This is a genomic window from Massilia sp. ST3, assembly GCF_018119405.1.
Taxonomy (GTDB): domain Bacteria; phylum Pseudomonadota; class Gammaproteobacteria; order Burkholderiales; family Burkholderiaceae_D; genus Telluria.
This window is the reverse complement of the sequence record NZ_JAGPWC010000050.1, coordinates 13,901-37,294: the sequence shown is the minus strand read 5'-3', so window position 1 is coordinate 37,294 and position 23,394 is coordinate 13,901. Positions and strand designations below refer to the sequence as shown.

The window sequence follows — 23,394 nt, the reverse complement described above, 5'->3', positions numbered from 1 at the left end:
GGGGGGGGCGGGGGGGCGGCCCCCCCCCCCCCCCCCAACCCTACCGAATCCACATCCGTCCCGGCCCACAAAAACAATATCTGGTAACACGACTATGGCACTCCTCCAAATCGCCGAACCCGGCATGTCCACCGCCCCCCACCAGCACCGCCTGGCCGTGGGCATCGACCTGGGCACCACCAACTCCCTCGTGGCCACCGTGCGCAGCGGCAGCCCCGAAGTGCTCAGCGACGAGGACGGCCGCTCGCTGCTGCCATCGGTTGTGCGCTACCTGGCCAACGGCAACGCCAACATCGGCTTCAAGGCCCAGGCCCACCAGACCACCGACCCGAAGAACACCATCGTCTCGGTCAAGCGCTTCATGGGCCGCGGCCTGAAGGACATCGCCCACGCCGAGAACCTGCCCTACGACTTCGTCGACGGCCCCGGCATGGTCCAGATCAACACGATCGCCGGCATCAAGAGCCCGGTCGAGACCTCGGCCCAGATCCTGGCCACCCTGCGCCAGCGCGCCGAGGATTCGCTCGGCGACGAGCTGGTCGGCGCCGTGATCACCGTGCCCGCCTATTTCGACGACGCCCAGCGCCAGGCCACCAAGGACGCGGCCCAGCTGGCCGGCCTGAACGTGCTGCGCCTGCTGTCGGAACCGACCGCCGCCGCCATCGCCTATGGCCTGGACCACGGCAAGGAAGGCGTCTACGCGGTCTACGACCTGGGCGGCGGCACCTTCGACATCTCGATCCTCAAGCTGTCCAAGGGCGTATTCGAAGTGCTGTCCACCGGCGGCGACTCGGCTCTGGGCGGCGACGACTTCGACCACCGCCTGTTCTGCTGGATCGTCGAGCAGGCCAAGCTGGCCCCGCTGTCCGAGCAGGACACCGCGACCCTGATGGTCAAGGCGCGCCAGGCCAAGGAACTGCTGTCTACCAATGACGAAACGACCGTCGAGGCGATCCTGAAATCGGGCGAGATCGTGCAGGTGACGATCGACGCCCACACTTTCGCCGAGATCACCAAGCACCTGGTCGCCAAGACCATGAACGCGATCCGCAAGGCCATGCGCGACGCCAGTGTCAGCGTCGAGGACGTGGACGGCGTGGTGATGGTGGGCGGCGCGACGCGCATGCCGCACGTGCGCCGCGCGGTGTCGGACTTCTTCCACACCATCCCGCACGCGAACATCGACCCGGACAAGGTGGTGGCGCTGGGCGCCGCCATCCAGGCCAACCTCCTGGCCGGCAACCGCGCCGAGGGCGACGACTGGCTGCTGCTGGACGTGACCCCGCTGTCGCTGGGCATCGAGACCATGGGCGGCCTGGTCGAGAAGATCATTCCGCGTAATTCGACGATTCCCTGCGCCCGTGCGCAGGAATTCACCACCTTCAAGGACGGCCAGACCGCGCTGGCGGTGCACGTGGTGCAGGGCGAGCGCGAGCTGGTCTCGGACTGCCGTTCGCTGGCGCGCTTCGAGCTGCGCGGCATTCCGCCGATGGCGGCCGGCGCGGCGCGCATCCGCGTGACCTACCAGGTGGACGCGGACGGCCTGCTGTCGGTATCGGCGCGCGAGATGCGCTCGGGCGTGGAAGCCTCGATCACGGTCAAGCCGTCCTACGGCCTGGGCGACGACGAGGTGGCGCGCATGCTGCAGGATTCGTACAGCTCGGCCCAGGGCGACATGCAGGCGCGCGCGCTGCGCGAAGAGCAGGTCGAGGCGGAACGCATCCTGCTGGCGACCCAGTCGGCGCTGGACGCGGACGGCGAGTTGCTGAGCGAGGAAGAGCGCGCCGCGATCGCCAGGCTGGAGCAGGGCGTGCGCGATGCGGTGGCCATGTCGCAAGACGCGGCCGTGGAATCCGGCGCGCGCCAGAATGCGCTGCACGACGCGGTGCAGGCGCTGGCCAAGGGCACCGAGGACTTCGCGGCCAAGCGCATGGACAAGAGCGTGCGCAAGGTCCTGGCGGGTAAGTCGCTGGACGAGGTCTGATTCGTCCCACTACCGCTTGAATCGTCGTCCCGGCCTTCGCCGGAACGACGAGCTAACTAAGACAGCACACAATAGCAGTAACACATCAACGAGGTAACCCAAGTGCCACAAATCGTCATCCTCCCCCACCCGGTGTTCTGCCCCGAAGGCGCCGTGCTCGAAGCCCCGCAGGGCAAGTCGATCTGCGACGTCCTGCTCGACAACGACATCGAGATCGAACACGCCTGCGACCGCGTCTGCGCCTGCACGACCTGCCACGTGATCGTGCGCGAAGGCTTCGACTCGCTGAACGAGCAGGAAGAAAAGGAAGAGGACATGCTCGACAAGGCCTGGGGCCTGGAGCCGAACTCGCGCCTGTCCTGCCAGGCTATCGTGGCCGAGGAAGACCTGGTCGTCGAGATCCCGAAGTACACCATCAACCACGCAGCAGAGAAAAGCCACTGAGCTCACCAGCCATGAAATGGACTGACGTGCAGGCCATCGCCGAGGCCCTCTACGAGAAATACCCGGACGTCGATCCGGCCGCGATCCGCTTCACCGACCTGCACAACTGGGTCGTGGCGCTCGAGGAATTCGACGACGACCGCACCCGCGGCGGCGAACGCGTATTGGAAGCCATCCAGGCTGCATGGATCGATGAAGCACGCTAATCAAGCAAGGAAAGCCCCGGCCGCGGTTCCAGAACTGCCGCCGGAAGTCCGCCCGGGCCAGTCGGTCGAGCTGCTCAAGGAGCTGCACATCCTGACCCGCGACGGCAAGCTGAACCAGGACAGCCGGCGCAAGCTGAAGCAGGTCTACCACCTGTACAACTTCATCGAGCCGCTGCTCAAGGACGTCCAGAACGAGAAGCAGGGCGTGTCCCTGGTCGACCACGGCGCCGGCAAGTCCTATCTCGGCTTCATCCTGTACGACCTGTTCTTCAAGGACTTGCAGGACGGCTCGCACATCTACGGCATCGAGACCCGTGAAGAGCTGGTGCAGAAATCGACCGAACTGGCGGCACGCCTGGGTTTCAAGGGCATGTCCTTCCTGCCGCTGTCGGTGGCGGAATCGACGACATCGAGCAAGCTGCCCGAGACCATCGACATCGTCACCGCGCTGCACGCCTGTAACACGGCCACCGACGACGCCATCGACTTCGCGCTCAAGAAGAAAGCGAAGCACATGGTGCTGGTGCCCTGCTGCCAGGCCGAGGTCGCGACCGTGCTGCGCAAGAACAAGGGCAAGGACCTGGGCCGCAGCGCGCTGACCGAGATCTGGCGCCACCCGATCCACACCCGCGAATTCGGCAGCCAGCTGACCAACGTGCTGCGCTGCCTGCAGCTCGAAGCACATGGCTACCAGGTGACGGTGACGGAACTGGTGGGCTGGGAGCACTCGATGAAGAACGAGCTGATCGTCGCCACCTACAAGAACCTGCCGCGCCGCCGCCCGGCCGAGCGCCTGGGCGAGGTGTTGTCCGAACTCGGCCTGCAGGAAATGCAAGAACGCTTCTACACTGCCAACCAGGAATAAGACGATGAGCAAGATGGACAAGTGGATCGACCTGCGCAGCGACACCGTGACCCAGCCGTCCGAGGCGATGCGCGCCGCGATGGCGGGCGCCGAGGTCGGCGACGACGTGTACGGCGACGACCCCTCGGTCAACCGTCTGCAGGACTACGCGGCCGATTTGTTCGGCTTTGAAGCGGGCCTGTTCGCGCCGAGCGGCACCCAGACCAACCTGATCGCCCTGATGACCCACTGCGGCCGCGGCGACGAATACCTGGTCGGCCAGGAAGCGCACACCTACAAGTACGAAGGCGGCGGCGCCGCGGTGCTGGGCAGCATCCAGCCGCAGCCGATCGTCAACCAGCCGGACGGTTCGATCGCGCTTGCGGACATCGAAGCCTACATCAAGCCGGACGACATGCACTTCGCCCGTACCCGCCTGCTGGCGCTGGAAAACACCATCGGCGGGCGCGTGCTGGGCCAGGACTACATCGCCGCCGCCACCGCGCTAGCGCACGCCAGGGGCCTCGCCACCCACCTCGACGGCGCACGCATCGCCAACGCCGCCGTGAAGCAGGGCCTCAGCCTGCGCGCGGCGGTCGCCGGTTTCGACACCGTCTCGGTCTGCCTGTCGAAAGGCCTGGGCGCCCCGGTCGGCTCGGTGCTGCTGGGCCCGAAGGCCTTCATCGAGCAGGGCAAGCGCTGGCGCAAGATGCTGGGCGGCGGCATGCGCCAGGCCGGCGTCATCGCCGCCGCGGCGCAGTACGCGCTGGAACACAACGTGCAGCGCCTGGCCGAGGACCACGACAACGCCGCCGCACTGGCGCGCGGCCTGGCAGCGATCGAACAGCTCAACGTCGGCACGCCCCAGACCAATATCTTCTGGATGGACATTCCCGCCGCGGCCTGCGAGCCGCTGCGCCAGGCGTTGGCGCGCGAACGCATCCGCGCCTCCATCGGTCCCAAGACCCGCCTCGTGACCCACCTGGACGTGAGCGCCGCCGACGTGGCCCGCACCGTCGAGGTATTCCAGGCATTCTTCGCGAACTGGCAGGCGTGATGAGCGAGGACGGCATCCGCCTGGCCAAGCGCGTGGCCGAAATCAAGGGCTGCTCGCGCGCCGAAGCCGAACGCTATATCGCGGGCGGCTGGGTGACGGTCGGCGGCGAAGTAAGCGAAGACCCGGCCACCCGCGTAAACCCGGACCAGGCCGTAGCCCTGCTGCCCGGCGCCACGGCAATCGAGCCGCTGCCTGTCACCATCCTGCTGCACAAGCCGGCCGGCGTCGACGCCGCCGAGGGCGCGCTGGCGCTCATCACGCCCGAGACCCTGGTCCAGGAAGGGCGGGGCGGCCAGCGTTTCCTGCGCCGCCACTTGCACAAGATCACGCTCGCCACGCCGCTGGCGCGCGAAGCGAGCGGCCTGGTGGTCTACAGCCAGGACTGGCGCGTGCTGCGCAAGCTGGTCGAAGACGCGTCGCGCATCGAGCAGGAATACGTGGTCGAGGTCGAGGGCGAGATCGCGGGCGAGGGCCTGGCGGGCCTCAATCGCCACTTCAAGGCCAGCTGGCAGAACGAGACGCGCCTGCGCGTCGCCGGCAAGAACGTCGGGGCCGGCAAGATCGAGGCCGCCTGCGCCGCAGTCGACCTGCAAGTGCGCAGCATCCGCCGCCTGCGTGTGGGCAGCATTCCCCTTGCCGGCCTGCCGGTGGGGCACTGGCGCTATCTGCCCGACACCGAGCGGTTCTGATGCGCTAACTGCGCACCTTCTTGTTTTCGCCGGCGAACAGCTCGATCTTCTTGGTCGGCCCGGAAACGATCAGGAGATCGCCCGGCAGGATCCGGGTCTCGCCGAGCGCGTGCTCGAAATCCTGGTTCAGGCGCTTGACGCCCACCACGGTCACGCCGAAGCGCGAGCGCACATGCGCTTCCGCCAGCGTTTTGTGGTGAGTGAGGTCGGGCGCATGGATCTTGGCGATGGCGAAACCATCCTCGAATTCGATGAAGTCCATCAGGCGCCCCGTGATCTGGTGCGCCACGCGGGCTCCCATGTCCGCCTCCGGATAAATCACGTGATGGGCGCCGATGCGCTGGGCGATCTGCCCGTGCTCGGGCGACATGGCCTTGACCCAGATGTCCTTGATGCCCAGTTCGGTCAGCACCATCAGGGTCATCAGGCTGGCCGCGAGGTCCGAGCCGATGCCGATGATGGCATGCGAAAAGTCCGCCACGCCCAGCTGCAGCATGGTGTTCTCGTTGGTGGCGTCGGCCTGCACCGCGTGTGTCAGGCGGTCCGCCCACACTTGCACCAGGTCTTCGCGGTGGTCGATCCCCATGACGTCGTGTCCAAGCCGCATGAGCGACTGGGCGACCGCGCCGCCGAAGCGCCCCAGGCCGATGACGACCACGCTGTCGCTCGCGGAAAACGCGAACTGCTCAGTAAAAATCCTACCCAACAATTGGATGCTCCTCCGGATAGCGGTACGGCATGCGCCTTTCCCCCAGGACGAGGGAAGTCGCGATGGTGATGGTGCCCACCCTGCCTACGAACATTAACACCGTCAGCACCAGCTGTCCGGATACGGGCAACTGCGCCGTGATCCCGGTCGACAGGCCGGTAGAGCCGAACGCCGACACGACCTCGAAGATGACCTTGGCCGGCGGCAGGTCGGTCAAGCGCAACATGACCATGGTGCCGAGCACCACCGTCAGGCTGCCCAGCACCAGCACCGTGATCGCCTGGCGCTGGGCCGAGGCGCCGACCCGGCGGCCGAATGCCTCGGTGTCGCGGCGCCCCTTCACCTCCGCGATCACCAGCAGGGCCAGGACGACGATGGTGCCGACCTTGACGCCGCCCGCCGTGCCGGCGCTGCCGCCGCCGACAAACATCAGGAAGTAATGCAGGGCCCAGGTCTCGTGGCTCAGCGCTCCGATGTCGATCGCGTTGAAACCGACGGCGCGCGACGCCGCCGACATGAAGGCGCTCGACAGCAGCTTGTCTCCGAACGCCATGGGGCCGAGAGTGCGCGCGTTGTTCCATTCGAACAGCAGTACCCCGAGGGTGCCCAGCACCAGCAGCGCCAGCGTACCCACCAGTGTCAGCTTGGTATGCAGCGACCAGTGACGCGGGTCGCGCCACTGCAGGCGCAGGTCGTTCAGGACCGGGAACCCGATGCCGCCGACGATCGCAGCGAGCATGACCGGCAGCAGGATCAGGACGTCGGCCGAATAGCGCACGAGGCTGTCGGCATGGATGGAGAATCCCGCATTGTTGAACGCGGACACTGCGTGGAACAAGCCGTTCCAGGCCGCCTCGCCCCATCCCTCGCCATACGCAAAGCGCAGGCGCAGGCACAAGATGACTGCCAGCAGGAGCTGCGAGGCGATGGTGACGCCCAGTACCAGCCGCGCCACGTTGCCGATGTCTGCCATGCCGAGCGAATGGGATTCGGTCTGGGTCATCAGGCGCGTGCGCAGCCGGGGCGAGCGATTGACCATCAGCCCGAGCAGGGTAGCGGCCGTCATCATGCCGAAGCCGCCCAGCTGGAACAAGACCATGATCACCGACTGGCCGAAGGTGGACCAGTAGCTTCCGGTATCGACCACGGTCAGCCCGGTCACGCAGACCGCGGACACCGAGGTGAAGAAAGCGGCTATCACGGGCGCGGCGCCGTCGCCGGCGCGCGCCGCCGGCAGCATCAGCAGGGCCGTCCCGGCGAGGATGGCGGCCAGGAAGCCCAGGGCGACCGCGCGCGCCGGATGGAGGACGGCTTTCATGCGGCGCGTAGGCTCACCGTGGATGCTCGACGTGGAAATCCATGGTCTCGGTGTCGGCATCCGTCGGCAACGGCCGGCCGAACAGTTTCAGCCAGAAGAAACCCAGGATGCCGGCCGCCAGCGAGGCGAGCAGGATCGCCATCTTCGAGCCGTCGATCAGTGCGCCGTTGCCGGGGAATGCGAGGTTGGTGATAAAGATCGACATCGTGAAGCCGATGCCGCCCAGCAGGCCCGCGCCGAGGATATGGCGCCAGGACAGGTCGGCCGGCAGCCGGCACAGGCCGAGCGCCGCCGCGCCCAACGCGAAGGCGGTGATGCCCAGCGGCTTGCCGAGCGCCAGGCCCGTCATGATGCCCAGGCTGTTGGATGTGGCGAGCGCCGCCGCGGCGCCGGCGCCGATGACGATGCCGGTATTGGCCAGGGCAAACACCGGCAGGATCAGGAAGGACACCGGCACGTGCAGGAAATTTTCCAGCCGGTGCGACGGCGAGGTCGCGTCGTCCTGGCGCGCGGAGTAGGGAATGGTGAAGGCCAGCAGAACCCCCGCGATGGTCGCATGCACGCCCGACTTCAGCATCAGGAACCACATCAGCGCCCCGCCGGCCAGGTAGGGCAGGAGCGACATGACTTTCAGAATACGGTTCATGCACAGCAGCAGGCCGAACACGGCGAGCGCTCCGGCCAGGTAGGCGAAGGACAGGTCGCTGGTGTAGAAGATCGCGATGACGACGATGGCGGCCAGGTCGTCCATCACGGCGAGCGCGGTGAGGAAGATCTTCAGCGACGCAGGCACCGCGCTCCTGCCCAGCAGCGCCAGCACCCCCAGGGCGAAGGCGATGTCGGTCGCCATCGGGATGCCGATGCCCGCTTGCATGGACGTGCCGCCATTGAACAGGTAGTGGATCAGTGCCGGTACGCCGACGCCGCCCAGCGCCGCGATCAGCGGCAGCATGGCATTGCGGAGGTCCGACAATTCGCCGTTGTAGAGTTCGCGCTCCAGTTCCAGCCCGATGAGCAGGAAGAAGATCGCCATCAGGCCGTCGTTGACCCAGTGCTCGACGCTCAGGCCGGCCACCTTGCCGTGCCAGAACCCGACATAGGCCTCGCCGTAGCCGGAATTCGCCACGGCCAGCGAAACGAAGGTACACAGGATCAGGACGATGCCGCCGGCCTTCTTCGAATGAAAGAAGCGCTGGAAAGTAAGGGAGAGGGCTTGTTGTATCGTGGGCATGGCGTCTCGCTGATGGTCGCAAATGAGCGGCGTGGCGGCCCGACCATCGCTTATCCTGTCATGCGCTCATCGCATGCACACCCTGATCCGAGTATAGCGGACTAGTGGCATATGGACAACTGCGCTCAGGACGCAGCTTGCGTCCGCACGCGCTTCTGATCGAGCAACTCGATGAAACGCAGGGCTGCCAGTCCCAGCGGCCGTTCGGCGGTCCAGATCACGTCGACGAAGAAGCGCAGCACATTGGTGAAGTTCGCGGCCGGAATCTCGACCAGCTCGCCCAATTCCAGCGGGTCGCGCACGAAGCCGGAGGGCAGCCAGGCCCAGCCCAGGCCGGCCTTGACCAAGGAAAGGGCGGCCACCGGATCGTCGGTGCGCCACTGCAGGCGCGAGATGGCGATGCGCTTGTCGACCTGGACGCTGTCGCGCCCGGCCACCACGATCTGGCGCTCGGCCAGCAGGTCGGCGTCGCGGATGGCTTGCGCATCGGCGCGCCCGAGCATGGAGTGGGTGGGCGCGACCACGGCCACCAGGCGTTCCTCGGCCACTTCCTGGAAAGCCTCGCGCGCATCCATGCCGTAGCGTTCGAACACCAGCGCCAGCTGGGCGCGGCCGCTCTGGACCATTGCCAGCGCGTCGGACTGGGGCGCGCTCAGCACTTCGATTTCCAGCAGCGGATATTCCACGCCCAGGGTGGCCAGGGCCTCGCTCCAGGCGGCGGCCGCCAGCAGTTCGGGCAGGATGGCGATGGTCAGCGAGGTCTCCAGGCCGCGGGTCAGCGACAGCGCGTGGTTGTTCAGGCGCTGCAGCTGTTCCACCAGCAGGCGCGCCTGGGGCAGCAGGGCCTGCGCGCCGGCGGTGGGCCTGGGTTCACGGCCGCCGCGGTCGAACAAGTCCATGCCCAGCTCGGCCTCCAGGTTGGCGATGGCCATGCTGACGGCCGAAGGCACCCGTCCCAGCACGCGCCCGGCGGCGGAGAAGGAACCATGGTCGATGGCGGCCAGGAAGACGCGCAGGTTGTCGAGATCGAAAGCCATCTATCAATTCTACTGATATTTCCTGACTTTTTCTTTCACCGAGCCCTCGGTAAGCTGGCGCCTTCGCTTATGAGGAAAGGAAGCATCATGGTGTGGTTATCGCTGTTGGCGGCAGGGCTGTTCGAGATCGGCTGGGCGATCGGCCTGAAGTATACGGAGGGCTTCACGCGGCTCTGGCCGACGGTCGGCACGGTGCTCGCGATGGTGCTGAGCATCGTCCTGCTGGGCCACGCGCTCAAGACCTTGCCGGTGGGGACGGCCTACGCGATCTGGACCGGCATCGGGGCCGTGGGCACGGCCATCGCGGGCATGGTGTTCCTGGGCGAATCGGCCTCGCTGGCGCGCATCGCCTGCATTGCGCTGATCGGCGCGGGGATCGTGGGACTGAAGTTCGTCACGCCGGCCTGAGCCGGCCGCGCTTCAGTTGCGGGTGCGCTTGGGCAGGGATACCAGGCGGGTCCCGGCCAGCCTGTCGTGCAGGAACTGGCGGTCCTTGTCGAGGAAGGCGGTGAGGGCCCAGGCGGCGACGCCGACGAGCAGGGCGATGGCGATCTGGCCCTTGGCATGCAGGCCCAGGGCGCCGCAGACCAGCAGGGCCGGCGCGACCCAGCCCCAGGCCAGCAGGAAGCGGACCACGGCGGTGCGCCATGGCAGGCGCGCATGCCCGGGCTGCACGAGCTTGATGCGCCAGGTCTTCATGGCCAAGGTGTGGCCGCTGTCGACCCAGCACCAGATGAAATAGGCTGCCGTCACCACGAACAGGAAGGCCTTGAGGCCGTGCTGGTAGGCGGGCTCCTGGCGGTTGCCGGTCAGGAGCAGGTAGAGCAGCACCGCCAGCATCTCGACCGCGAGCAGCAGGAAAGCTTCGTAGACCATCGCCAGCACGCGCCGCCTGATCGTCGGGGTGGGGGACTGCGAGGAAGCGGGCGCGGCGGCGTCGACGGTGCTAGTTGCTTGCATTCGTGGGCTGGGGAACGGTGGGCTGGGCGGCCGGCGGCGTGGCCGGCGTCGACGGGACGGCGCCTGCGGCAGGCGTCGCGGACGCCGTGCTTGCCGGCGCCGCGGCCGGTGCGGCGGCGCCGGCGACGCCGGACGCATCCAGTGTCGGGATCGTGATGCAGGAAGCCCCGCGGCGGGTGGTGTTCGGCGGGCAGCTGGTCGGAATGACCAGGGTCGGCGATTCCGGCAGGGCAACCGGGCTCGGCTTGCGGGCAGCCGACTTGGCCAGCTTGCGCTTTTGCTCCGGGGACAGTTGTTTATAGCTTTCCCAGGTGGCGGTCTTCTCGCCCGGCGCCAGGTTGCGCGCCTTGCTGAAGTTTTCGCGCGCCAGGTTGCGCTGCTGGGGAGTGAGTTTCATCCACTGGCGCATGCGCTCGTGCACGCGCTGCTGTTCCGGCGGGCTCATGGAGCTGAAGCGTTCCGACAGTTCGAGCCAGCGGCGCTTGCGCATGCCTTCCAGGTGGTCCCATTCGGCCTGCAGCGGAGCCAGCGCCGTGCGCTGGGCCGGCGACAGGTCGCGCCACAGGGGTTTGTCGAGCGACTTCGGGGCCGGCTTGCCGCCCGGGGTGCCCAGCGCTGCCGAAGCCGGTGTCGCCGGGGAAGAGCCGGCCCGGTCCACGATGACCCAGGCGATGGCGCCGGCCACCAGGACCGCCGCCGCCGTTCCCAACAGGGCAAGGCGAGGCTTCGAAGCGTTTTTCGTCATTGCTGGCGCTGCTGCGACTCCAGGTAGGCGTTGAACCCGGTGTCGAGGTAGGCGGTCAGCGGCAGTTCGTCGGCCAGCACGGCCGCGTCGATGTCGGCCAGTTCGGCCAGTTTTTGTTGCTGCTCGTGCTGGTAGACCCCGCCCATGCCGATCACCAGGGCCAGCAGCGGCACGGCCACGGCGACGCGCGACAGGGCCTGGCCGCTCAGCAGGACGCCAAAGTCGAACCAGCCGGTGCGCACCGCCTGCTGGGGCGCATGCGGTTTCTTGCGCGCCATGGCGCGCGCGCGCGCCTGGGCCAGCCGGTCGGTGGTCGAGGCCGGCATTGCGTCGAGCTGTTCGTTCAGCGCGTGGCGTATCTTGTACGCCAGGTTGATGTCGTCGGTGTTCATAATTTGATTCCCTTGGCCTTGAGCGCATCGGCGAGGGCGTGGGTGGCGCGGGAACAATGTGTCTTGACGCTACCCTCGGAGCAACCCATCGCTACGGCCGTTTCGGCCACGTCCATATCCTGCCAGTAACGCATGAGGAAGGCTTCCCGTTGACGTCCCGGGAGTTTTTGTACTTCTTCTTCGATCAGGCGCAAGGTCTGGGCGCGCTCGAGCTGGTCCGCGCTCGACTCCGCAGCGGCCGATCCTTCCTCGGCTTCATACGAAGCAAGTATATCAAAATCATCATCATCCCCATCCTTGCCGCTGAAGCCGGAGAAGAGGCTGACCCAGGTGTTGCGCACCTTTTCGCGGCGGAAGTAATCGAGGATGGTGGTCTGCAGGATGCGCTGGAACAGCATCGGCAGTTCGTTGACCGGCTTGTCGCCGTATTTCTCGGCCAGCTTGATCATGGCGTCCTGGACGATGTCCAGGGCCGCCTCGTCCTTGCGTACCGCATACACCGCCTGCTTGAACGCACGCCGTTCGACATTCTCGAGGAAGTCGTTAAGTTCTTTGTCTGTGGCCATGCGGGTTCAGGGGAGTGCTTTCTTGCTCTGCCTTAAGGAAAACTGACGAATCCTAGCAAAAAACCACCGGGTATGCACCGGAATTGCGCAGCGGCGAACAAAGCGGACGCTTGCCGTAGCGGAAAGCGGCACGGCGCGGCAGTGCAAAAACTGCATGTTCATACACGAAATGATTCGTTGTCCGGCCAATAGTGCGTGGCTATTCTGGAAAAACCATCCATCAAGACAGACGATCATGCCTCTCGATTCCCACCGCCAGGTTTTCGCCATCCATCCCTTCGCCGGCAGCCCGCTGGGGGCCGAAGTCGTCGGCCTCGACCTGTCGCGCCCGGTCAGCGACGAGGATTTCCGCCGCCTGCACCGCGCCCACCTCGACCACCACGTGCTGGTGTTCCGCGACCAGCACATCACGCCGGCCGAGCAGGTGGCCTTCAGCCGCCGCTTCGGCGAACTGCAGATCCACGTGCTGCGCCAGTTCCAGCTGCCGCAGCAGCCGGAAGTACTGGTGATCTCGAACGTGATCGAGGGCGGCCAGCCGATCGGTCTGGGCGACGCCGGCCACTTCTGGCATTCCGACCTCTCTTACAAGGAGACGCCGAGCCTGGGATCGATGCTGCATGCCCAGGAGCTGCCGGGCGAGGGCGGCGACACCCTGTTCGCCAACCAGCACCTGGCCTGGGAGCTGCTGCCCACCTGGCTCAAGCGCGAGGTCGAGGGCCTGCAGGCCGAGCACTGGTACCTGGCGCGCTACGAGGAACTCCAGCGCCGCAACCCCTGGCGCCCCAAGCTGACCCAGGCCCAGATCGACGAGGTCCGGCCGGTGCGCCACCCGGTGGTGCGCACCCACCCCGAGACCGGCCTGCGCGCGCTGTTCGTGAGCGAACACTTCACGACCCGCATCCTGGGCGTGTCCGAGGAGACCAGCCGCGAGCTGCTGGACGTTTTGCTCCCGCTCAGCGTCCGCCCGGAATGCATCTACCGCCATCAGTGGCAGCCACGCGACATGGTGTTCTGGGACAACCGCTCGCTGCAGCACCTGGCCACCGGCTGCCCCAAGCACCTGCGCCGCACCCTGTACCGCACGACGATCGCAGGCGACATCCCCTTCTGAACGAGGAAAGCATGACGAACCTGAAGAAAATCGCCGCCCTCGCCGCGGCGCTGTCCCTGGCTGTGCCGATGAGCGCGCAAGCCGAAGGCAAGATCCGCATCGCCGAGCAGTTCGGCGTGGTCTACCTGCTGCTGAACGTGGCCCAGGACCAGAAGCTGATCGAAAAGCACGGCAAGAAGCATGGCGTCGACATCGACGTCGACTGGGTCAAGCTGTCCGGCGGGGCCGCCACCAACGACGCCCTGCTGTCCGGCTCGGTCGACGTGGTAGGCGCCGGCCTGGGCCCGCTGTTCACCATCTGGGACCGCACCACCGGCCGCCAGAACGTGCGCGCCGTCGCTTCGCTCGGCAATTTCCCGTATTACCTGGTCAGCACCAATCCGGCGGTCAAGAGCATCGCCGACTTCAGCGACAAGGACCGCATCGCGCTGCCGGCGGTGACGGTGTCAGTGCAGGCGCGCATCCTGCAGCTGGCCGCCAGCAAGCAGTGGGGCGCCGCGCAGTACAAGAAACTCGACCCGATCACCCAGACCGTGCCGCACCCGGACGCGGCGGCCGCCATCATCGCCGGCAAGACCGAGCTGAACGCCCACTTCGGCAATCCGCCTTTCCAGGACCAGGAACTGGCCGCCAACCCGAAAGCCCACGTGGTGCTCGATTCCTACCAGGTGCTGGGCGGACCGAGCTCGGCCACCGTGCTCTACGCCACCGAGAAATACGTCAAGGAAAACCCGAAGACCTACCGCGCCTTCATCGACGCCCTGGGCGAGGCGGCCCGGCTGGCCACCAGCAATCCGGAAGCGGCGGCCGACGCCTTCCTGCGCGTCAATAAGGGCAACATCGACCGGGCGCTGCTGGTGAAGGTCATCAAGGACCCGAAAGTGCAGTTCAAGGTGGCGCCGCAGAATACCTTGGTCCTGGCGCAGTTCCTGCACCAGGTGGGCGCGATCAGGAACAAGCCCGCCAGCTGGCGCGACTATTTCTTCGCCCATCCGGCGCTAGAGACCGGGAGCTGAGCATGAGCCCCTTGAATCTGGTGGCCTCCGAGCCCCTGTTGCGGGCCGAGCACCTCACCCTGGAATACCAGGGCGAGCACGGGACCGTGCGCGCAACGAGCGACGTCAGCTTCGAGGTCTGGCGCGGCGACCGCTTCGTGCTGCTGGGGCCCTCGGGCTGCGGCAAGTCGACCCTGCTCAAGGCGGCCAGCGGTTTCATCAGGCCACAGGCGGGCAGCCTGAGCCTGGCGGGCAAGCCGATCACGGGCCCGGGGCCGGATCGCATCGTCGTGTTCCAGGAATTCGACCAGCTGCCGCCCTGGAAGACGGTGCGGGAGAACGTGATGTTCCCGATGCTGGCCGGCGGCGTCAAGCGTGGCGAGGCGGACGGGCGCGCCCGTCACTGGCTGGGCAAGGTCGGGCTGGCGCGCTTCGCCGACGCCTATCCGCACACGCTCTCGGGCGGCATGAAGGCGCGGGTGGCGATCGCCAGGGCCCTGGCCATGCAGCCGGCCGTGCTGCTGATGGACGAGCCCTTCGCCGCCCTGGACGCGCTCACCCGCCGCAGCATGCAGGAAGAACTGCAGGCGCTGTGGGAGGAAATCGGCTTCACCATGCTGTTCGTCACCCATTCGATCGAAGAGGCGCTGGTGGTGGGCAACCGCATCCTGTTGCTGTCGCCCCATCCGGGCCGGGTGCGCGCCGAGCTCAATAGCCACCAGTTCAGTTTGGCCAGCGCCGGCAGCCAGGAATTCCAGGCGGCCACCCAGCGCATCCACGGGCTGCTGTTCGGGCAGCCGGCGGCGCCTGCCCATCACCCGGCTGTTGCAGTGCAATGATGACGACGCTTCGCGAACCGCCGGTGCGTCCGGAATACGTAGTTGAAGCAAGCGAACCCCTCGGGGTGTCTCCTGGTTTGGCCGCTCCGGGTCCCGCGACCCGGACGGCCTCTTTTGCGCTGCCGGATCTCGGCCGGCTGCGCAAGCTGGGCATCCTGCTGGCGCTGGCCGTGCTGTGGGAGGGGCTGGCGCGCTGGTTCGGCAACGACCTGCTGCTGCCGGGCGCCCTCCAGACCGGCCGCGCCTTCCTCGAGGGCCTGCTGTCGGGAGAGCTGTTCGGCTATGTGAAGGTGTCGCTGGCCGTGCTGCTCCAGGGCTTTCTCCTGGGCGTGCTGGGCTCCTTCCTGCTGACCTGGCTGGCCGTCTCCTACCGCTGGGGACGCGAGCTGATCGACACCTTGACGGCGATGTTCAACCCGCTGCCGGCCATCGCGCTGCTGCCGCTGGCGCTGCTGTGGTTTGGCCTGGGCAAGGGCAGCCTCTTGATGGTGCTGGTGCATTCGGTGCTGTGGCCGCTGACCCTGAACGCCAGCGCGGGTTTTCGCTCGGTGCCGGACACCTTGCGCATGGCGGGCCGCAACTACGGCCTGGGTGGCTTGCGCATGGTGGTGCAGATCCTGATCCCGGCTGCGCTGCCGCCCATCCTGTCGGGGCTGAAGATCGGCTGGGCCTTCGCCTGGCGCACCCTGATCGCGGCCGAGCTGGTGTTCGGCAGCACCTCGGGACAGGGTGGGCTGGGGTGGTATATCTTCCAGAGCCGGAACGAGCTGTTCACCGACAAGGTGTTCGCGGGGCTGGCGGCGGTCATCCTGATCGGCCTGGCTGTCGAGGCGGCGATCTTCCAGACGCTGGAGCGCTTGACGGTCCGCCGCTGGGGCATGCAGCGGTAGGGTTGGCGGCTATGCCGCCGACGCGGCCCGCGCTACGGTGAAAGTTGGCCGCAAAGTCATCCGTAGGGTGGACGGGTTTCCCGTCCACGCGTTCAACCATCGCCGGCGTGGACGTGGTGCGGACACGGTACGTATCCCGCGTGGACGGCAGAGCCGTCCACCCTACGTCTTTTTTTGGAATTATCTCCTTGACCAAAATGGTGCAGCGCGGTAAGGTGTAGAACGCTTTGCACCCTCGAAGCCCCAAGTCAACCGGAATCGGCACACAAGGCCCTGTCCGGATCATTGACGCGCTTTCATTTGTAGGCAGTTTGCTCCAACCCGCGCCACAAGCGTGAGAGATGCGATCGACCGCTACAGACACTCAAGCTGAACGAGTTGCGCCCAGCGCGTTTGCGTAAGGACCCTACGGTGGCCTGAAACATCCGCGTGCACGCAGAAAGAAGGGAAGCATGAGCACTGTCGCGCGAGACGCGTTTCGTTAGGAACGGGCATCCGATCAATCTCCCTCTGGGTCTTGAAAGGAATGAACATGAGTAACGATTCAGCCGTCCCCATCACGGGCGCTGAGATAGTGGTGCGTTGTCTCGCGGAGGAGGGCGTCAAGCACGTCTTCGGTTATCCGGGCGGGGCAGTCCTCTACATCTACGACGCCATCTTCAAGCAGGACAAATTCCAGCACGTACTGGTTCGCCACGAACAGGCCGCGGTCCATGCCGCCGACGCCTATTCGCGCAGCTCGAACACCGTGGGCGTCGCCCTCGTGACCTCGGGTCCGGGCGTCACCAATGCCGTCACCGGCCTCTCCACCGCGTACATGGATTCGATCCCGATGGTCGTGATCTCCGGCCAGGTGCCGAGCCACGCGATCGGCCAGGACGCCTTCCAGGAATGCGACACCGTCGGCATCACCCGCCCGGTGGTCAAGCACAACTTCCTGGTCAAGGATGTGCGCGAGCTGGCCTCGACCATCAAGAAAGCCTTCTATATCGCCCGCACCGGCCGTCCCGGTCCCGTGCTGGTCGACATCCCGAAGGACATCAGCATGCACAAGTGCGTGTACGACTACCCTCGCGAAATCGAGATGCGTTCGTACCGTCCGGTCGACAAGGGCCACGCGGGCCAGATCCGCAAGGCCGTGCAGCTGCTCCAGGGAGCCGAACGCCCGATGATCTACGCGGGCGGCGGCGTGATCCTGGCCAATGCGTCGAACGAACTGAACCGCCTGGTCGACAAGCTCGGCTTCCCGGTCACCAACACGCTGATGGGCCTGGGCGCCTCGCGCGCCACCAGCCCGCACTTCGTCGGCATGCCGGGCATGCACGGCACCTACGAGGCGAACATGGCGATGCAGAACTGCGACGTCCTGATCGCCATCGGCGCCCGCTTCGACGACCGCGTGATCGGCAACCCCAAGCACTTCGCGACCAATCCGCGCAAGATCATCCACATCGACATCGACCCCTCGTCGATCTCGAAGCGGGTCAAGGTCGACATCCCGATCGTCGGCAACGTCAAGGACGTGCTGGTGGAACTGCTGTCGCAGCTCGACGCCAGCACCACGTCGACCAACACCAACGCCCTGCAGGCCTGGTGGAAGCAGATCGCCGAATGGCGCGGCCGCGATTGCCTGGGCTACGCCAGGTCCGACGAGCTGATCAAGCCGCAGTCCGTGATCGAGCAGCTGTACAAGGTGACCGGCGGCGACGCCTTCATCACCTCGGACGTGGGCCAGCACCAGATGTGGGCCGCGCAGTACTACGGCTTCGACAAGCCGCGCCGCTGGATCAATTCGGGCGGCCTGGGCACCATGGGCGTGGGCCTGCCTTACGCCATGGGCGTGCAGATGGCCAACCCGGGCGCCACCGTCGCCTGCGTGACGGGCGAGGGTTCGATCCAGATGTGCATCCAGGAGCTCGCGACCTGCAAGCAGTACCATCTGACGCCGAAGATCATCCTCCTAAACAACCGCTTCCTGGGCATGGTGCGCCAGTGGCAGCAAATCGACTACGGTTCGCGCTATTCCGAGTCCTACATGGATTCGCTGCCGGACTTCGAAAAGCTGGCCGAGGCCTACGGCCACGTCGGCATGCGCATCGAGAAGCCGGGCGACGTCGAGGGTTCGCTGCGCGAAGCCTTCGCCATGAAGGACCGCCTGGTGTTCATGAACTTCATCACCGACCAGAGCGAGAACGTCTGGCCGATGGTCAAGGCGGGCAAAGGCCTGAATGAAATGCTGCTCGGCTCGGAGGACCTGTAATGCGACACATTATTTCCGTCCTCCTCGAGAACGAAGCCGGCGCCCTGTCGCGCGTGGTCGGGCTGTTCTCGGCGCGCGGCTACAACATCGAGACCCTGACCGTGGCGCCGACCGAAGACGCGACCCTGTCGCGCATGACGATCGTCACTTCCGGCTCGGACGACATCATCGAGCAGATCACCAAGCACCTGAACCGCCTGATCGAGGTGGTGAAGGTGGTCGACCTGACCGAAGGCCAGCACATCGAGCGCGAGCTCATGCTGATCAAGGTGCGCGCCGTCGGCAAGGAGCGCGAAGAAATGAAGCGCACCGCCGACATCTTCCGCGGCCGCATCATCGACGTGACCGAGAAGACCTACACGATCGAACTGACGGGCGCCAAGACCAAGCTCGACGCCTTCATCGACGCCATCGACCGCGCATCCATTCTCGAGACCGTCCGTACCGGCGGCTCCGGCATCGGCCGCGGCGAGCGCATCCTCAAGGTTTGAACATCGTAGGGTTGGCGGCTTCGCCGCCGACGCGTACACATAACTGAACTGCCCAAAACATACAGGATCAAAAAATGAAAGTTTTCTACGACAAAGACTGCGACCTCTCCCTCATCAAAGGCAAGAACGTCGCCATCATCGGCTACGGCTCGCAAGGCCACGCGCACGCCCAGAACCTGAGCGAATCCGGTGTCAACGTCACCGTCGGCCTGCGCCGCGGCGGCGCCTCGTGGAACAAGGTCGAGCAGGCCGGCCTGAAGGTCGCCGAGGTCGATGAGGCGGTCAAGAACGCCGACCTCATCATGATCCTGCTGCCGGACGAGAACATCGCCCAGGTCTACAAGGAAAACGTCGAGCCGAACGCCAAGCAGGGCGCCGTGCTGGCCTTCGCCCACGGCTTCAACGTCCACTACGGCCAGGTCGTGCCGCGCGCCGACCTCGACGTGATCATGGTCGCACCGAAGGCCCCGGGCCACACCGTGCGCAATACCTACAAGCAGGGTGGCGGCGTGCCGCACCTGGTCGCGGTCTACCAGGACAAGTCGGGCGCCGCGCGCGACATCGCGCTGTCCTACGCCATGGCCAACGGCGGCGGCCGCGCCGGCATCATCGAAACCAACTTCCGTGAAGAAACCGAGACCGACCTGTTCGGCGAGCAGGCCGTCCTGTGCGGCGGCGCCGTCGAGCTGATCAAGGCCGGCTTCGAGACCCTGACCGAAGCGGGCTACGCGCCGGAAATGGCCTACTTCGAGTGCCTGCACGAGCTCAAGCTGATCGTCGACCTGATCTACGAAGGCGGCATCGCCAACATGAACTACTCGATCTCGAACAACGCGGAATACGGCGAGTACGTCACCGGCCCGCGCGTCGTGACCGCGCAGACCAAGGAAGCGATGCGCCAGTGCCTGAAGGACATCCAGACCGGCGAATACGCGAAGAGCTTCATCCTCGAGAACAAGGCCGGCGCACCGACCCTGATCTCGCGCCGCCGCCTGACGGCCGAGCACCCGATCGAGGAAGTCGGCGCCAAGCTGCGCGCGATGATGCCGTGGATCGCCAAGAACAAGCTGGTGGACCAGTCGAAGAACTAAGTCCAGCCATGCTGGTCTAGATGGGCGGCAGTCCGGCGGTGGCCGGGCTGCCGCCCATGTCGTTTCCGGCCTTGCCTTCGGTATCCTGGCCGGCTGCCATCATCGCGCCCAGGAGGCGTTTCAGCCTGCGGTTGCGCAGCATGGCGTGGGCAATCCAGGCCAGCATGGCGCCGCCGACGCAGGCCGCGGCCACCCCTCCCGCCACCGGCCCGCCAAGCAGCAGCGCGGGGACGATCACCGCGGGCGCGAGGTAGTAGACATCGAACATGGCGACCAGGGTCATCCACCAGCTCGGGCTTTTCAGGCCGACCGCGGACGAGGACAGGTCGCGCCAGGCCAGCACGCTCGTCCAGTCGCCGGGCCGCCCGAACGCGATGGCGTAGGTCGATCCGGCGCGCGGGATCACCTTGTTGTCGATATGGACGCCGTAATGGGGCTTGCCCCCGCTGCGGAAACTGAAATCGCCCCGCCAGGCCGCGACATCGAACACCTCGTCGAAATGAATACGCTCGATTTTCATACGCCTCCTTCGGCAGTGGATCGGACGGCGCACGGCGCCGTGCATGCAGCGTTCCGATTGTAGGACAGCGCCGGCGCGCCTTGCTTAAGCCCGCCTGATTCGCCCATGATTACCCATCTCGCATACTGGCCCATGTCGGGCGCTTTTACATGGGCGAGCAACATCTGGCGCTGTCGCAATGTAAGTGTTTGATATGGATCAATCTCTCTCCTTGGTATGAGTCTTGCACCGCGTGTCTAACACGCTGCACCCGGAGGAGACATGCGCAAACTGGTTCTATTTTCGGACGGTACCGGCAACAGCTCGGCCAAGGCCGAGAAGACCAATGTCTGGCGCATGTTCCAGGCCCTGGACCAGGGCGCCGGCGACCAGGTCGCGAAGTACGACGACGGCGTGGGCACCTCGCCGATCCGCCTGCTGGCCATGATCGGCGGCGCCTTCGGCTGGGGACTGAAACGCAATGTCCTCGACCTCTACAAGTTCCTGTGCCGGGAATACCGCAATGGCGACCTGATCTACGCCTTCGGCTTCAGCCGCGGCGCCTTCACGATCCGCGTGCTGGCCAGCCTCATCGCCAGCCTCGGGCTGGTGGAGTTCCGCTCGGAAGAAGAACTGGACCGCCGCGCCCGGATCATCTACCGGCTGTACCGCAACCAGTGCTTCCCGGCGGAGAAGGGCAGTCCCGTGTGGCTATTCCGCCTGGTGCGCAACGCCATCATCGGCCTGTTCCAGCGCATGACCGGCAGCATGCGCGACCAGGACATCCCCATGCGAAGCGGGATACCCATCGAATTCCTGGGCCTGTGGGACACGGTCAGCGCCTACGGCATGCCCGTCGAGGAATTCAAGCCGGCCGTGCACTGGCTGGTGTGGCCGATGTACTTCGACGACCTCGTGCTGTCGCCGCGTGTCCGGCACGCCTACCACGCCCTGTCGCTGGACGACGAGCGCACCACTTTCCATCCTCTGGTCTGGGACGAGACCGCCGAGCGCCGCATGGAGGCCGATGGCGACATCAAGCCGGGGCGGATGCAGCAGGTCTGGTTCTCCGGCGTGCACGCGAACGTGGGCGGCGGCTATCCGGAAGACCAGCTCAGCCTCATCAGCCTGCACTGGATGATGGAGAACGCCACGCGCCATGGGCTCCGGCTGATCCAGCATTTCGTCGACCTGACGCAGGTGTCGATGTCGCCCTATGCCCGCTTGTACGATTCGCGGGCCGGCCTGCACACCCTGTACAGGTACACCCCGCGCCAGATCAGGATGTTCGAGGACACCACCAGGAACAAGATCCTGCCGGTGATCCACTGGAGCGTGATCCTGCGGCTGGCCGATGCCACCGACCAGTACGCGCCCGTCACCCTGCCGACCGACTTCGAGGTGCTGGCGCCGGACGGCAAGGTGTATCCGCTGGCCGCGGCGAGCGGCGGCGGGACGCTGGCCACCGCGACGCAGCCGCAACTGGTCACGCTGCGCGGCGCCATGTTGCGCATCGTGCCGCCGAATGCGGCGGCGATCGAGCTCGCCCTCGACACCGTCTGGTGGCGCCGCCTGTGCTATCTCGTGACGGTGTTCGTCGCCCTGGTGATCGTCGCCTTCCCCTTGTACGGCGAGGCCGCGTCCGACCGGGGTTCGCGGAGCATGCAGGGGCTCATCGAACCCCTGGTCACCATGCTGAGCGCCTTCGTTCCATCGCAAGCCGAGCGCTGGATCGCCGCGTTGCGGGCGTCGCCCATCGTCATCGGCTGCCTGCTGTTTGTCCTGGCCGGACTCGTGAAAATCAGCAGTGTGCTGCAGACCAGGATACGCGACCGCGCCATGCTGGGCTGGCACGCGGCCCACAAGAACCATTACATCCAGTGGCTGGGCGACCATCACCGGCGCTCCCGTAACGTCGCGCTGGGGGTCGGTATCGCCGGCATCGCCTCCTTGGCCGGTGCGGAGAACTGGAACGGGGGGAGGGAAATACGGTTCATCGCTGCCTTGCTGATTATCTGGAGCGTCTGGCGCATCGTGCGTGCGATGTACAAGCTGCGCCACCTGTCCACGGGGAGAGCCATGCAGCCGGGGACCTGGTCGCTGAACATCGCGCGCGCCCTCCGCAAGAATCCTGCGCTCGTCGCGCTGTACCGCTTCAACGCGAAAAAGCTGGTTCCCGCGGTCTTCGTCGTGCTCATGCTGGCCGCCGCGGCCCTCATCGGCAACCGCGCCGCGTTCGACGCGCTCAACTCCGTTGGACTTGTCTGCACGCCCACGCGGGGACTGGACCAGGACAAGGAACACGTGCCCAAGGGCGCATGGGTCGGATTCATGACCAATTCTCCATGCCTTGCCACCGGCATGGTGCTGGAGCGGGGCGGACGCTACCGGATCACCTTCCGGGATCCGGACGGCGCCTGGTTCGACCGGGCCATCCACACCGACATGGGCGGCTTCCCCGCGTTCAGCCGCCTGCACTGGCTGGCGACGCCGCTCAAGCGCTGGTGGAGCGCGAATTGGTTCGCCCCGATCGGCCGCGTGGGGCAATACGGTAATGAAGAATATGTGCTGGAGCCGGGCATTCCCTACCGCGAACGCCGCTACGGCGCCGTGAAGCCGGTCGACGGAAACCACCGGTGTCCCATTCCGCCGGACGAAGCGCGGACCAGGCAGGCGGCCGATCCCACGCCGCCGGAACGCCGGACGCTCATCGCCGACATCACCGCCAGGAGCACAGGCGAGCTCTTCCTGTTCGTCAACGATGCCGTGTACTGGCCACCGAACCTGCACGCCTATTTTTACAGTAACAACCTGGGAAGCGCCGTGGTCACCGTCGAGCGCCTGACCATGTCGCCAAGCGAGGAAGCCCAGGTGCAGACCAGCGCATCGCCTGGCCCCGCGGTGCCGAGGACGGTGCCCCAGGCGCCGCCGCTCCCGCCATTCGCCCTCGGCGACTGCCCCGGCTATGGAGGCGGACGGGCAGGGCAGACCGGCCAGGTCCCTGATTGACAGGCGGCGTTGGTGCGAGAAGCGCAC

General features: G+C 66.3%; 24 protein-coding genes. 15 read left to right on the top strand and 9 right to left on the bottom strand.

The features are described from left to right. Positions 1–94 precede the first annotated feature (94 nt). The 6 genes from hscA to KBW98_RS16570 all read left to right on the top strand — a co-directional run bounded on the left by hscA (position 95) and on the right by KBW98_RS16570 (position 5,224). On the top strand, positions 95–1,984 hold the full coding sequence (gene hscA, locus KBW98_RS16595) for a Fe-S protein assembly chaperone HscA (protein WP_211521263.1): 1,890 nt from the start codon (positions 95–97) through the stop codon (positions 1,982–1,984). Positions 1,985–2,086: 102 nt separating this feature from the next. Next, the gene (gene fdx, locus KBW98_RS16590) at positions 2,087–2,428 is read left to right on the top strand and encodes an ISC system 2Fe-2S type ferredoxin (RefSeq protein WP_211521262.1); all 342 of its coding nucleotides are present in this window, start codon (positions 2,087–2,089) and stop codon (positions 2,426–2,428) included. Between the two features lie 11 nt (positions 2,429–2,439). Next, positions 2,440–2,634: a Fe-S cluster assembly protein IscX gene (iscX, locus tag KBW98_RS16585; protein WP_211521261.1), complete on the top strand. Its 195-nt coding sequence runs from the start codon at positions 2,440–2,442 to the stop codon at positions 2,632–2,634. Then, positions 2,621–3,499: an SAM-dependent methyltransferase gene (locus KBW98_RS16580; protein ID WP_211521260.1), complete on the top strand. Its 879-nt coding sequence runs from the start codon at positions 2,621–2,623 to the stop codon at positions 3,497–3,499. Before iscX ends, KBW98_RS16580 begins: the two co-directional genes overlap by 14 nt. Before the next feature lie 4 nt (positions 3,500–3,503). Further along, positions 3,504–4,535, top strand: coding sequence for a low-specificity L-threonine aldolase (gene ltaE, locus KBW98_RS16575; RefSeq protein WP_211521259.1), 1,032 nt, complete (start codon positions 3,504–3,506; stop codon positions 4,533–4,535). Beyond that, positions 4,535–5,224 (top strand): RNA pseudouridine synthase, encoded by a 690-nt coding sequence (locus tag KBW98_RS16570; protein WP_211521258.1) that lies wholly within the window; start codon positions 4,535–4,537, stop codon positions 5,222–5,224. Before ltaE ends, KBW98_RS16570 begins: the two co-directional genes overlap by 1 nt. Positions 5,225–5,228: 4 nt before the next feature. On the opposite strand, the gene KBW98_RS16565 is transcribed toward KBW98_RS16570, so the two are convergent. The 4 genes from KBW98_RS16565 to KBW98_RS16550 form a co-directional block, all read right to left on the bottom strand. Beyond that, entirely contained in the window at positions 5,229–5,933 is a 705-nt protein-coding gene (locus KBW98_RS16565; RefSeq protein WP_229429238.1) for a TrkA family potassium uptake protein, read from the bottom strand. Further along, positions 5,923–7,251, bottom strand: coding sequence for a TrkH family potassium uptake protein (locus tag KBW98_RS16560; RefSeq protein WP_211521257.1), 1,329 nt, complete (start codon positions 7,249–7,251; stop codon positions 5,923–5,925). The genes KBW98_RS16565 and KBW98_RS16560 overlap by 11 nt, the downstream gene beginning before the upstream one ends. 13 nt (positions 7,252–7,264) lie before the next feature. Further along, entirely contained in the window at positions 7,265–8,482 is a 1,218-nt protein-coding gene (nhaA, locus tag KBW98_RS16555) for a Na+/H+ antiporter NhaA (RefSeq protein WP_211521256.1), read from the bottom strand. A 125-nt stretch (positions 8,483–8,607) separates the two neighbouring features. After that, positions 8,608–9,519, bottom strand: coding sequence for a LysR family transcriptional regulator (locus tag KBW98_RS16550; protein ID WP_211521255.1), 912 nt, complete (start codon positions 9,517–9,519; stop codon positions 8,608–8,610). An 87-nt stretch (positions 9,520–9,606) separates the two neighbouring features. Here KBW98_RS16550 and sugE point away from each other — a divergent pair, with 87 nt between their 5' ends. Continuing rightward, positions 9,607–9,927, top strand: coding sequence for a quaternary ammonium compound efflux SMR transporter SugE (sugE, locus tag KBW98_RS16545; protein WP_211521254.1), 321 nt, complete (start codon positions 9,607–9,609; stop codon positions 9,925–9,927). 12 nt (positions 9,928–9,939) lie between these two features. Here the strand turns inward: sugE and KBW98_RS16540 are convergent, their stop codons facing one another. Genes KBW98_RS16540 through KBW98_RS16525 form a run of 4 tightly spaced genes read right to left on the bottom strand, consistent with a single transcriptional unit; the run spans position 9,940 to position 12,182 of the window. Next, positions 9,940–10,479: an RDD family protein gene (locus tag KBW98_RS16540; protein ID WP_211521253.1), complete on the bottom strand. Its 540-nt coding sequence runs from the start codon at positions 10,477–10,479 to the stop codon at positions 9,940–9,942. Beyond that, positions 10,466–11,224: a DUF3106 domain-containing protein gene (locus KBW98_RS16535; protein WP_211521252.1), complete on the bottom strand. Its 759-nt coding sequence runs from the start codon at positions 11,222–11,224 to the stop codon at positions 10,466–10,468. The genes KBW98_RS16540 and KBW98_RS16535 overlap by 14 nt, the downstream gene beginning before the upstream one ends. Next, positions 11,221–11,616, bottom strand: coding sequence for a DUF3619 family protein (locus tag KBW98_RS16530; protein WP_211521251.1), 396 nt, complete (start codon positions 11,614–11,616; stop codon positions 11,221–11,223). Before KBW98_RS16530 ends, KBW98_RS16535 begins: the two co-directional genes overlap by 4 nt. Continuing rightward, on the bottom strand, positions 11,613–12,182 hold the full coding sequence (locus KBW98_RS16525; protein ID WP_211521250.1) for an RNA polymerase sigma factor: 570 nt from the start codon (positions 12,180–12,182) through the stop codon (positions 11,613–11,615). Before KBW98_RS16525 ends, KBW98_RS16530 begins: the two co-directional genes overlap by 4 nt. 235 nt (positions 12,183–12,417) lie before the next feature. Between KBW98_RS16525 and KBW98_RS16520 the strand changes: the two genes are divergently transcribed. The 7 genes from KBW98_RS16520 to ilvC all read left to right on the top strand — a co-directional run bounded on the left by KBW98_RS16520 (position 12,418) and on the right by ilvC (position 19,859). Continuing rightward, positions 12,418–13,293 (top strand): TauD/TfdA family dioxygenase, encoded by an 876-nt coding sequence (locus KBW98_RS16520; protein WP_211521249.1) that lies wholly within the window; start codon positions 12,418–12,420, stop codon positions 13,291–13,293. Positions 13,294–13,304: 11 nt separating this feature from the next. After that, a complete protein-coding gene (locus KBW98_RS16515; protein ID WP_211521248.1) occupies positions 13,305–14,309 on the top strand; it encodes an ABC transporter substrate-binding protein in 1,005 nt (334 codons plus the stop codon). A 2-nt stretch (positions 14,310–14,311) separates the two neighbouring features. Continuing rightward, the gene (locus KBW98_RS16510) at positions 14,312–15,127 is read left to right on the top strand and encodes an ABC transporter ATP-binding protein (RefSeq protein ID WP_211521247.1); all 816 of its coding nucleotides are present in this window, start codon (positions 14,312–14,314) and stop codon (positions 15,125–15,127) included. Next, a complete protein-coding gene (locus KBW98_RS16505; RefSeq protein WP_211521265.1) occupies positions 15,127–16,017 on the top strand; it encodes an ABC transporter permease in 891 nt (296 codons plus the stop codon). The genes KBW98_RS16510 and KBW98_RS16505 overlap by 1 nt, the downstream gene beginning before the upstream one ends. A gap of 532 nt (positions 16,018–16,549) precedes the next feature. After that, the gene (locus tag KBW98_RS16500; RefSeq protein WP_211521246.1) at positions 16,550–18,277 is read left to right on the top strand and encodes an acetolactate synthase 3 catalytic subunit; all 1,728 of its coding nucleotides are present in this window, start codon (positions 16,550–16,552) and stop codon (positions 18,275–18,277) included. After that, a complete protein-coding gene (gene ilvN, locus KBW98_RS16495) occupies positions 18,277–18,768 on the top strand; it encodes an acetolactate synthase small subunit (RefSeq protein ID WP_211521245.1) in 492 nt (163 codons plus the stop codon). Before KBW98_RS16500 ends, ilvN begins: the two co-directional genes overlap by 1 nt. A gap of 74 nt (positions 18,769–18,842) precedes the next feature. Beyond that, positions 18,843–19,859: a ketol-acid reductoisomerase gene (ilvC, locus tag KBW98_RS16490; RefSeq protein WP_211521244.1), complete on the top strand. Its 1,017-nt coding sequence runs from the start codon at positions 18,843–18,845 to the stop codon at positions 19,857–19,859. 16 nt (positions 19,860–19,875) lie between these two features. On the opposite strand, the gene KBW98_RS16485 is transcribed toward ilvC, so the two are convergent. Beyond that, entirely contained in the window at positions 19,876–20,379 is a 504-nt protein-coding gene (locus tag KBW98_RS16485) for a hypothetical protein (protein WP_211521243.1), read from the bottom strand. Between the two features lie 261 nt (positions 20,380–20,640). Between KBW98_RS16485 and KBW98_RS16480 the strand changes: the two genes are divergently transcribed. Then, positions 20,641–23,367, top strand: coding sequence for a DUF2235 domain-containing protein (locus tag KBW98_RS16480; protein ID WP_211521242.1), 2,727 nt, complete (start codon positions 20,641–20,643; stop codon positions 23,365–23,367). The last annotated feature ends 27 nt before the right edge of the window (positions 23,368–23,394 follow it).

Excerpts from the sequence above, each read along its gene's own strand:
- ltaE (WP_211521259.1), top strand. The coding sequence starts at position 3,504 with ATGAGCAAGATGGACAAGTGGATCGACCTGCGCAGCGACACCGTGACC.
- KBW98_RS16535 (WP_211521252.1), bottom strand. The coding sequence starts at position 11,224 with ATGACGAAAAACGCTTCGAAGCCTCGCCTTGCCCTGTTGGGAACGGCG.
- ilvC (WP_211521244.1), top strand. The coding sequence starts at position 18,843 with ATGAAAGTTTTCTACGACAAAGACTGCGACCTCTCCCTCATCAAAGGC.
- KBW98_RS16560 (WP_211521257.1), bottom strand. The coding sequence starts at position 7,251 with ATGAAAGCCGTCCTCCATCCGGCGCGCGCGGTCGCCCTGGGCTTCCTG.
- KBW98_RS16510 (WP_211521247.1), top strand. The coding sequence starts at position 14,312 with ATGAGCCCCTTGAATCTGGTGGCCTCCGAGCCCCTGTTGCGGGCCGAG.
- ilvN (WP_211521245.1), top strand. The coding sequence starts at position 18,277 with ATGCGACACATTATTTCCGTCCTCCTCGAGAACGAAGCCGGCGCCCTG.
- hscA (WP_211521263.1), top strand. The coding sequence starts at position 95 with ATGGCACTCCTCCAAATCGCCGAACCCGGCATGTCCACCGCCCCCCAC.
- KBW98_RS16580 (WP_211521260.1), top strand. The coding sequence starts at position 2,621 with ATGAAGCACGCTAATCAAGCAAGGAAAGCCCCGGCCGCGGTTCCAGAA.
- KBW98_RS16500 (WP_211521246.1), top strand. The coding sequence starts at position 16,550 with ATGAGTAACGATTCAGCCGTCCCCATCACGGGCGCTGAGATAGTGGTG.
- KBW98_RS16515 (WP_211521248.1), top strand. The coding sequence starts at position 13,305 with ATGACGAACCTGAAGAAAATCGCCGCCCTCGCCGCGGCGCTGTCCCTG.
- KBW98_RS16530 (WP_211521251.1), bottom strand. The coding sequence starts at position 11,616 with ATGAACACCGACGACATCAACCTGGCGTACAAGATACGCCACGCGCTG.
- KBW98_RS16540 (WP_211521253.1), bottom strand. The coding sequence starts at position 10,479 with ATGCAAGCAACTAGCACCGTCGACGCCGCCGCGCCCGCTTCCTCGCAG.
- KBW98_RS16505 (WP_211521265.1), top strand. The coding sequence starts at position 15,127 with ATGACGACGCTTCGCGAACCGCCGGTGCGTCCGGAATACGTAGTTGAA.
- KBW98_RS16525 (WP_211521250.1), bottom strand. The coding sequence starts at position 12,182 with ATGGCCACAGACAAAGAACTTAACGACTTCCTCGAGAATGTCGAACGG.
- KBW98_RS16485 (WP_211521243.1), bottom strand. The coding sequence starts at position 20,379 with ATGAAAATCGAGCGTATTCATTTCGACGAGGTGTTCGATGTCGCGGCC.
- KBW98_RS16570 (WP_211521258.1), top strand. The coding sequence starts at position 4,535 with ATGAGCGAGGACGGCATCCGCCTGGCCAAGCGCGTGGCCGAAATCAAG.
- KBW98_RS16550 (WP_211521255.1), bottom strand. The coding sequence starts at position 9,519 with ATGGCTTTCGATCTCGACAACCTGCGCGTCTTCCTGGCCGCCATCGAC.
- KBW98_RS16520 (WP_211521249.1), top strand. The coding sequence starts at position 12,418 with ATGCCTCTCGATTCCCACCGCCAGGTTTTCGCCATCCATCCCTTCGCC.
- nhaA (WP_211521256.1), bottom strand. The coding sequence starts at position 8,482 with ATGCCCACGATACAACAAGCCCTCTCCCTTACTTTCCAGCGCTTCTTT.
- iscX (WP_211521261.1), top strand. The coding sequence starts at position 2,440 with ATGAAATGGACTGACGTGCAGGCCATCGCCGAGGCCCTCTACGAGAAA.
- KBW98_RS16480 (WP_211521242.1), top strand. The coding sequence starts at position 20,641 with ATGCGCAAACTGGTTCTATTTTCGGACGGTACCGGCAACAGCTCGGCC.
- sugE (WP_211521254.1), top strand. The coding sequence starts at position 9,607 with ATGGTGTGGTTATCGCTGTTGGCGGCAGGGCTGTTCGAGATCGGCTGG.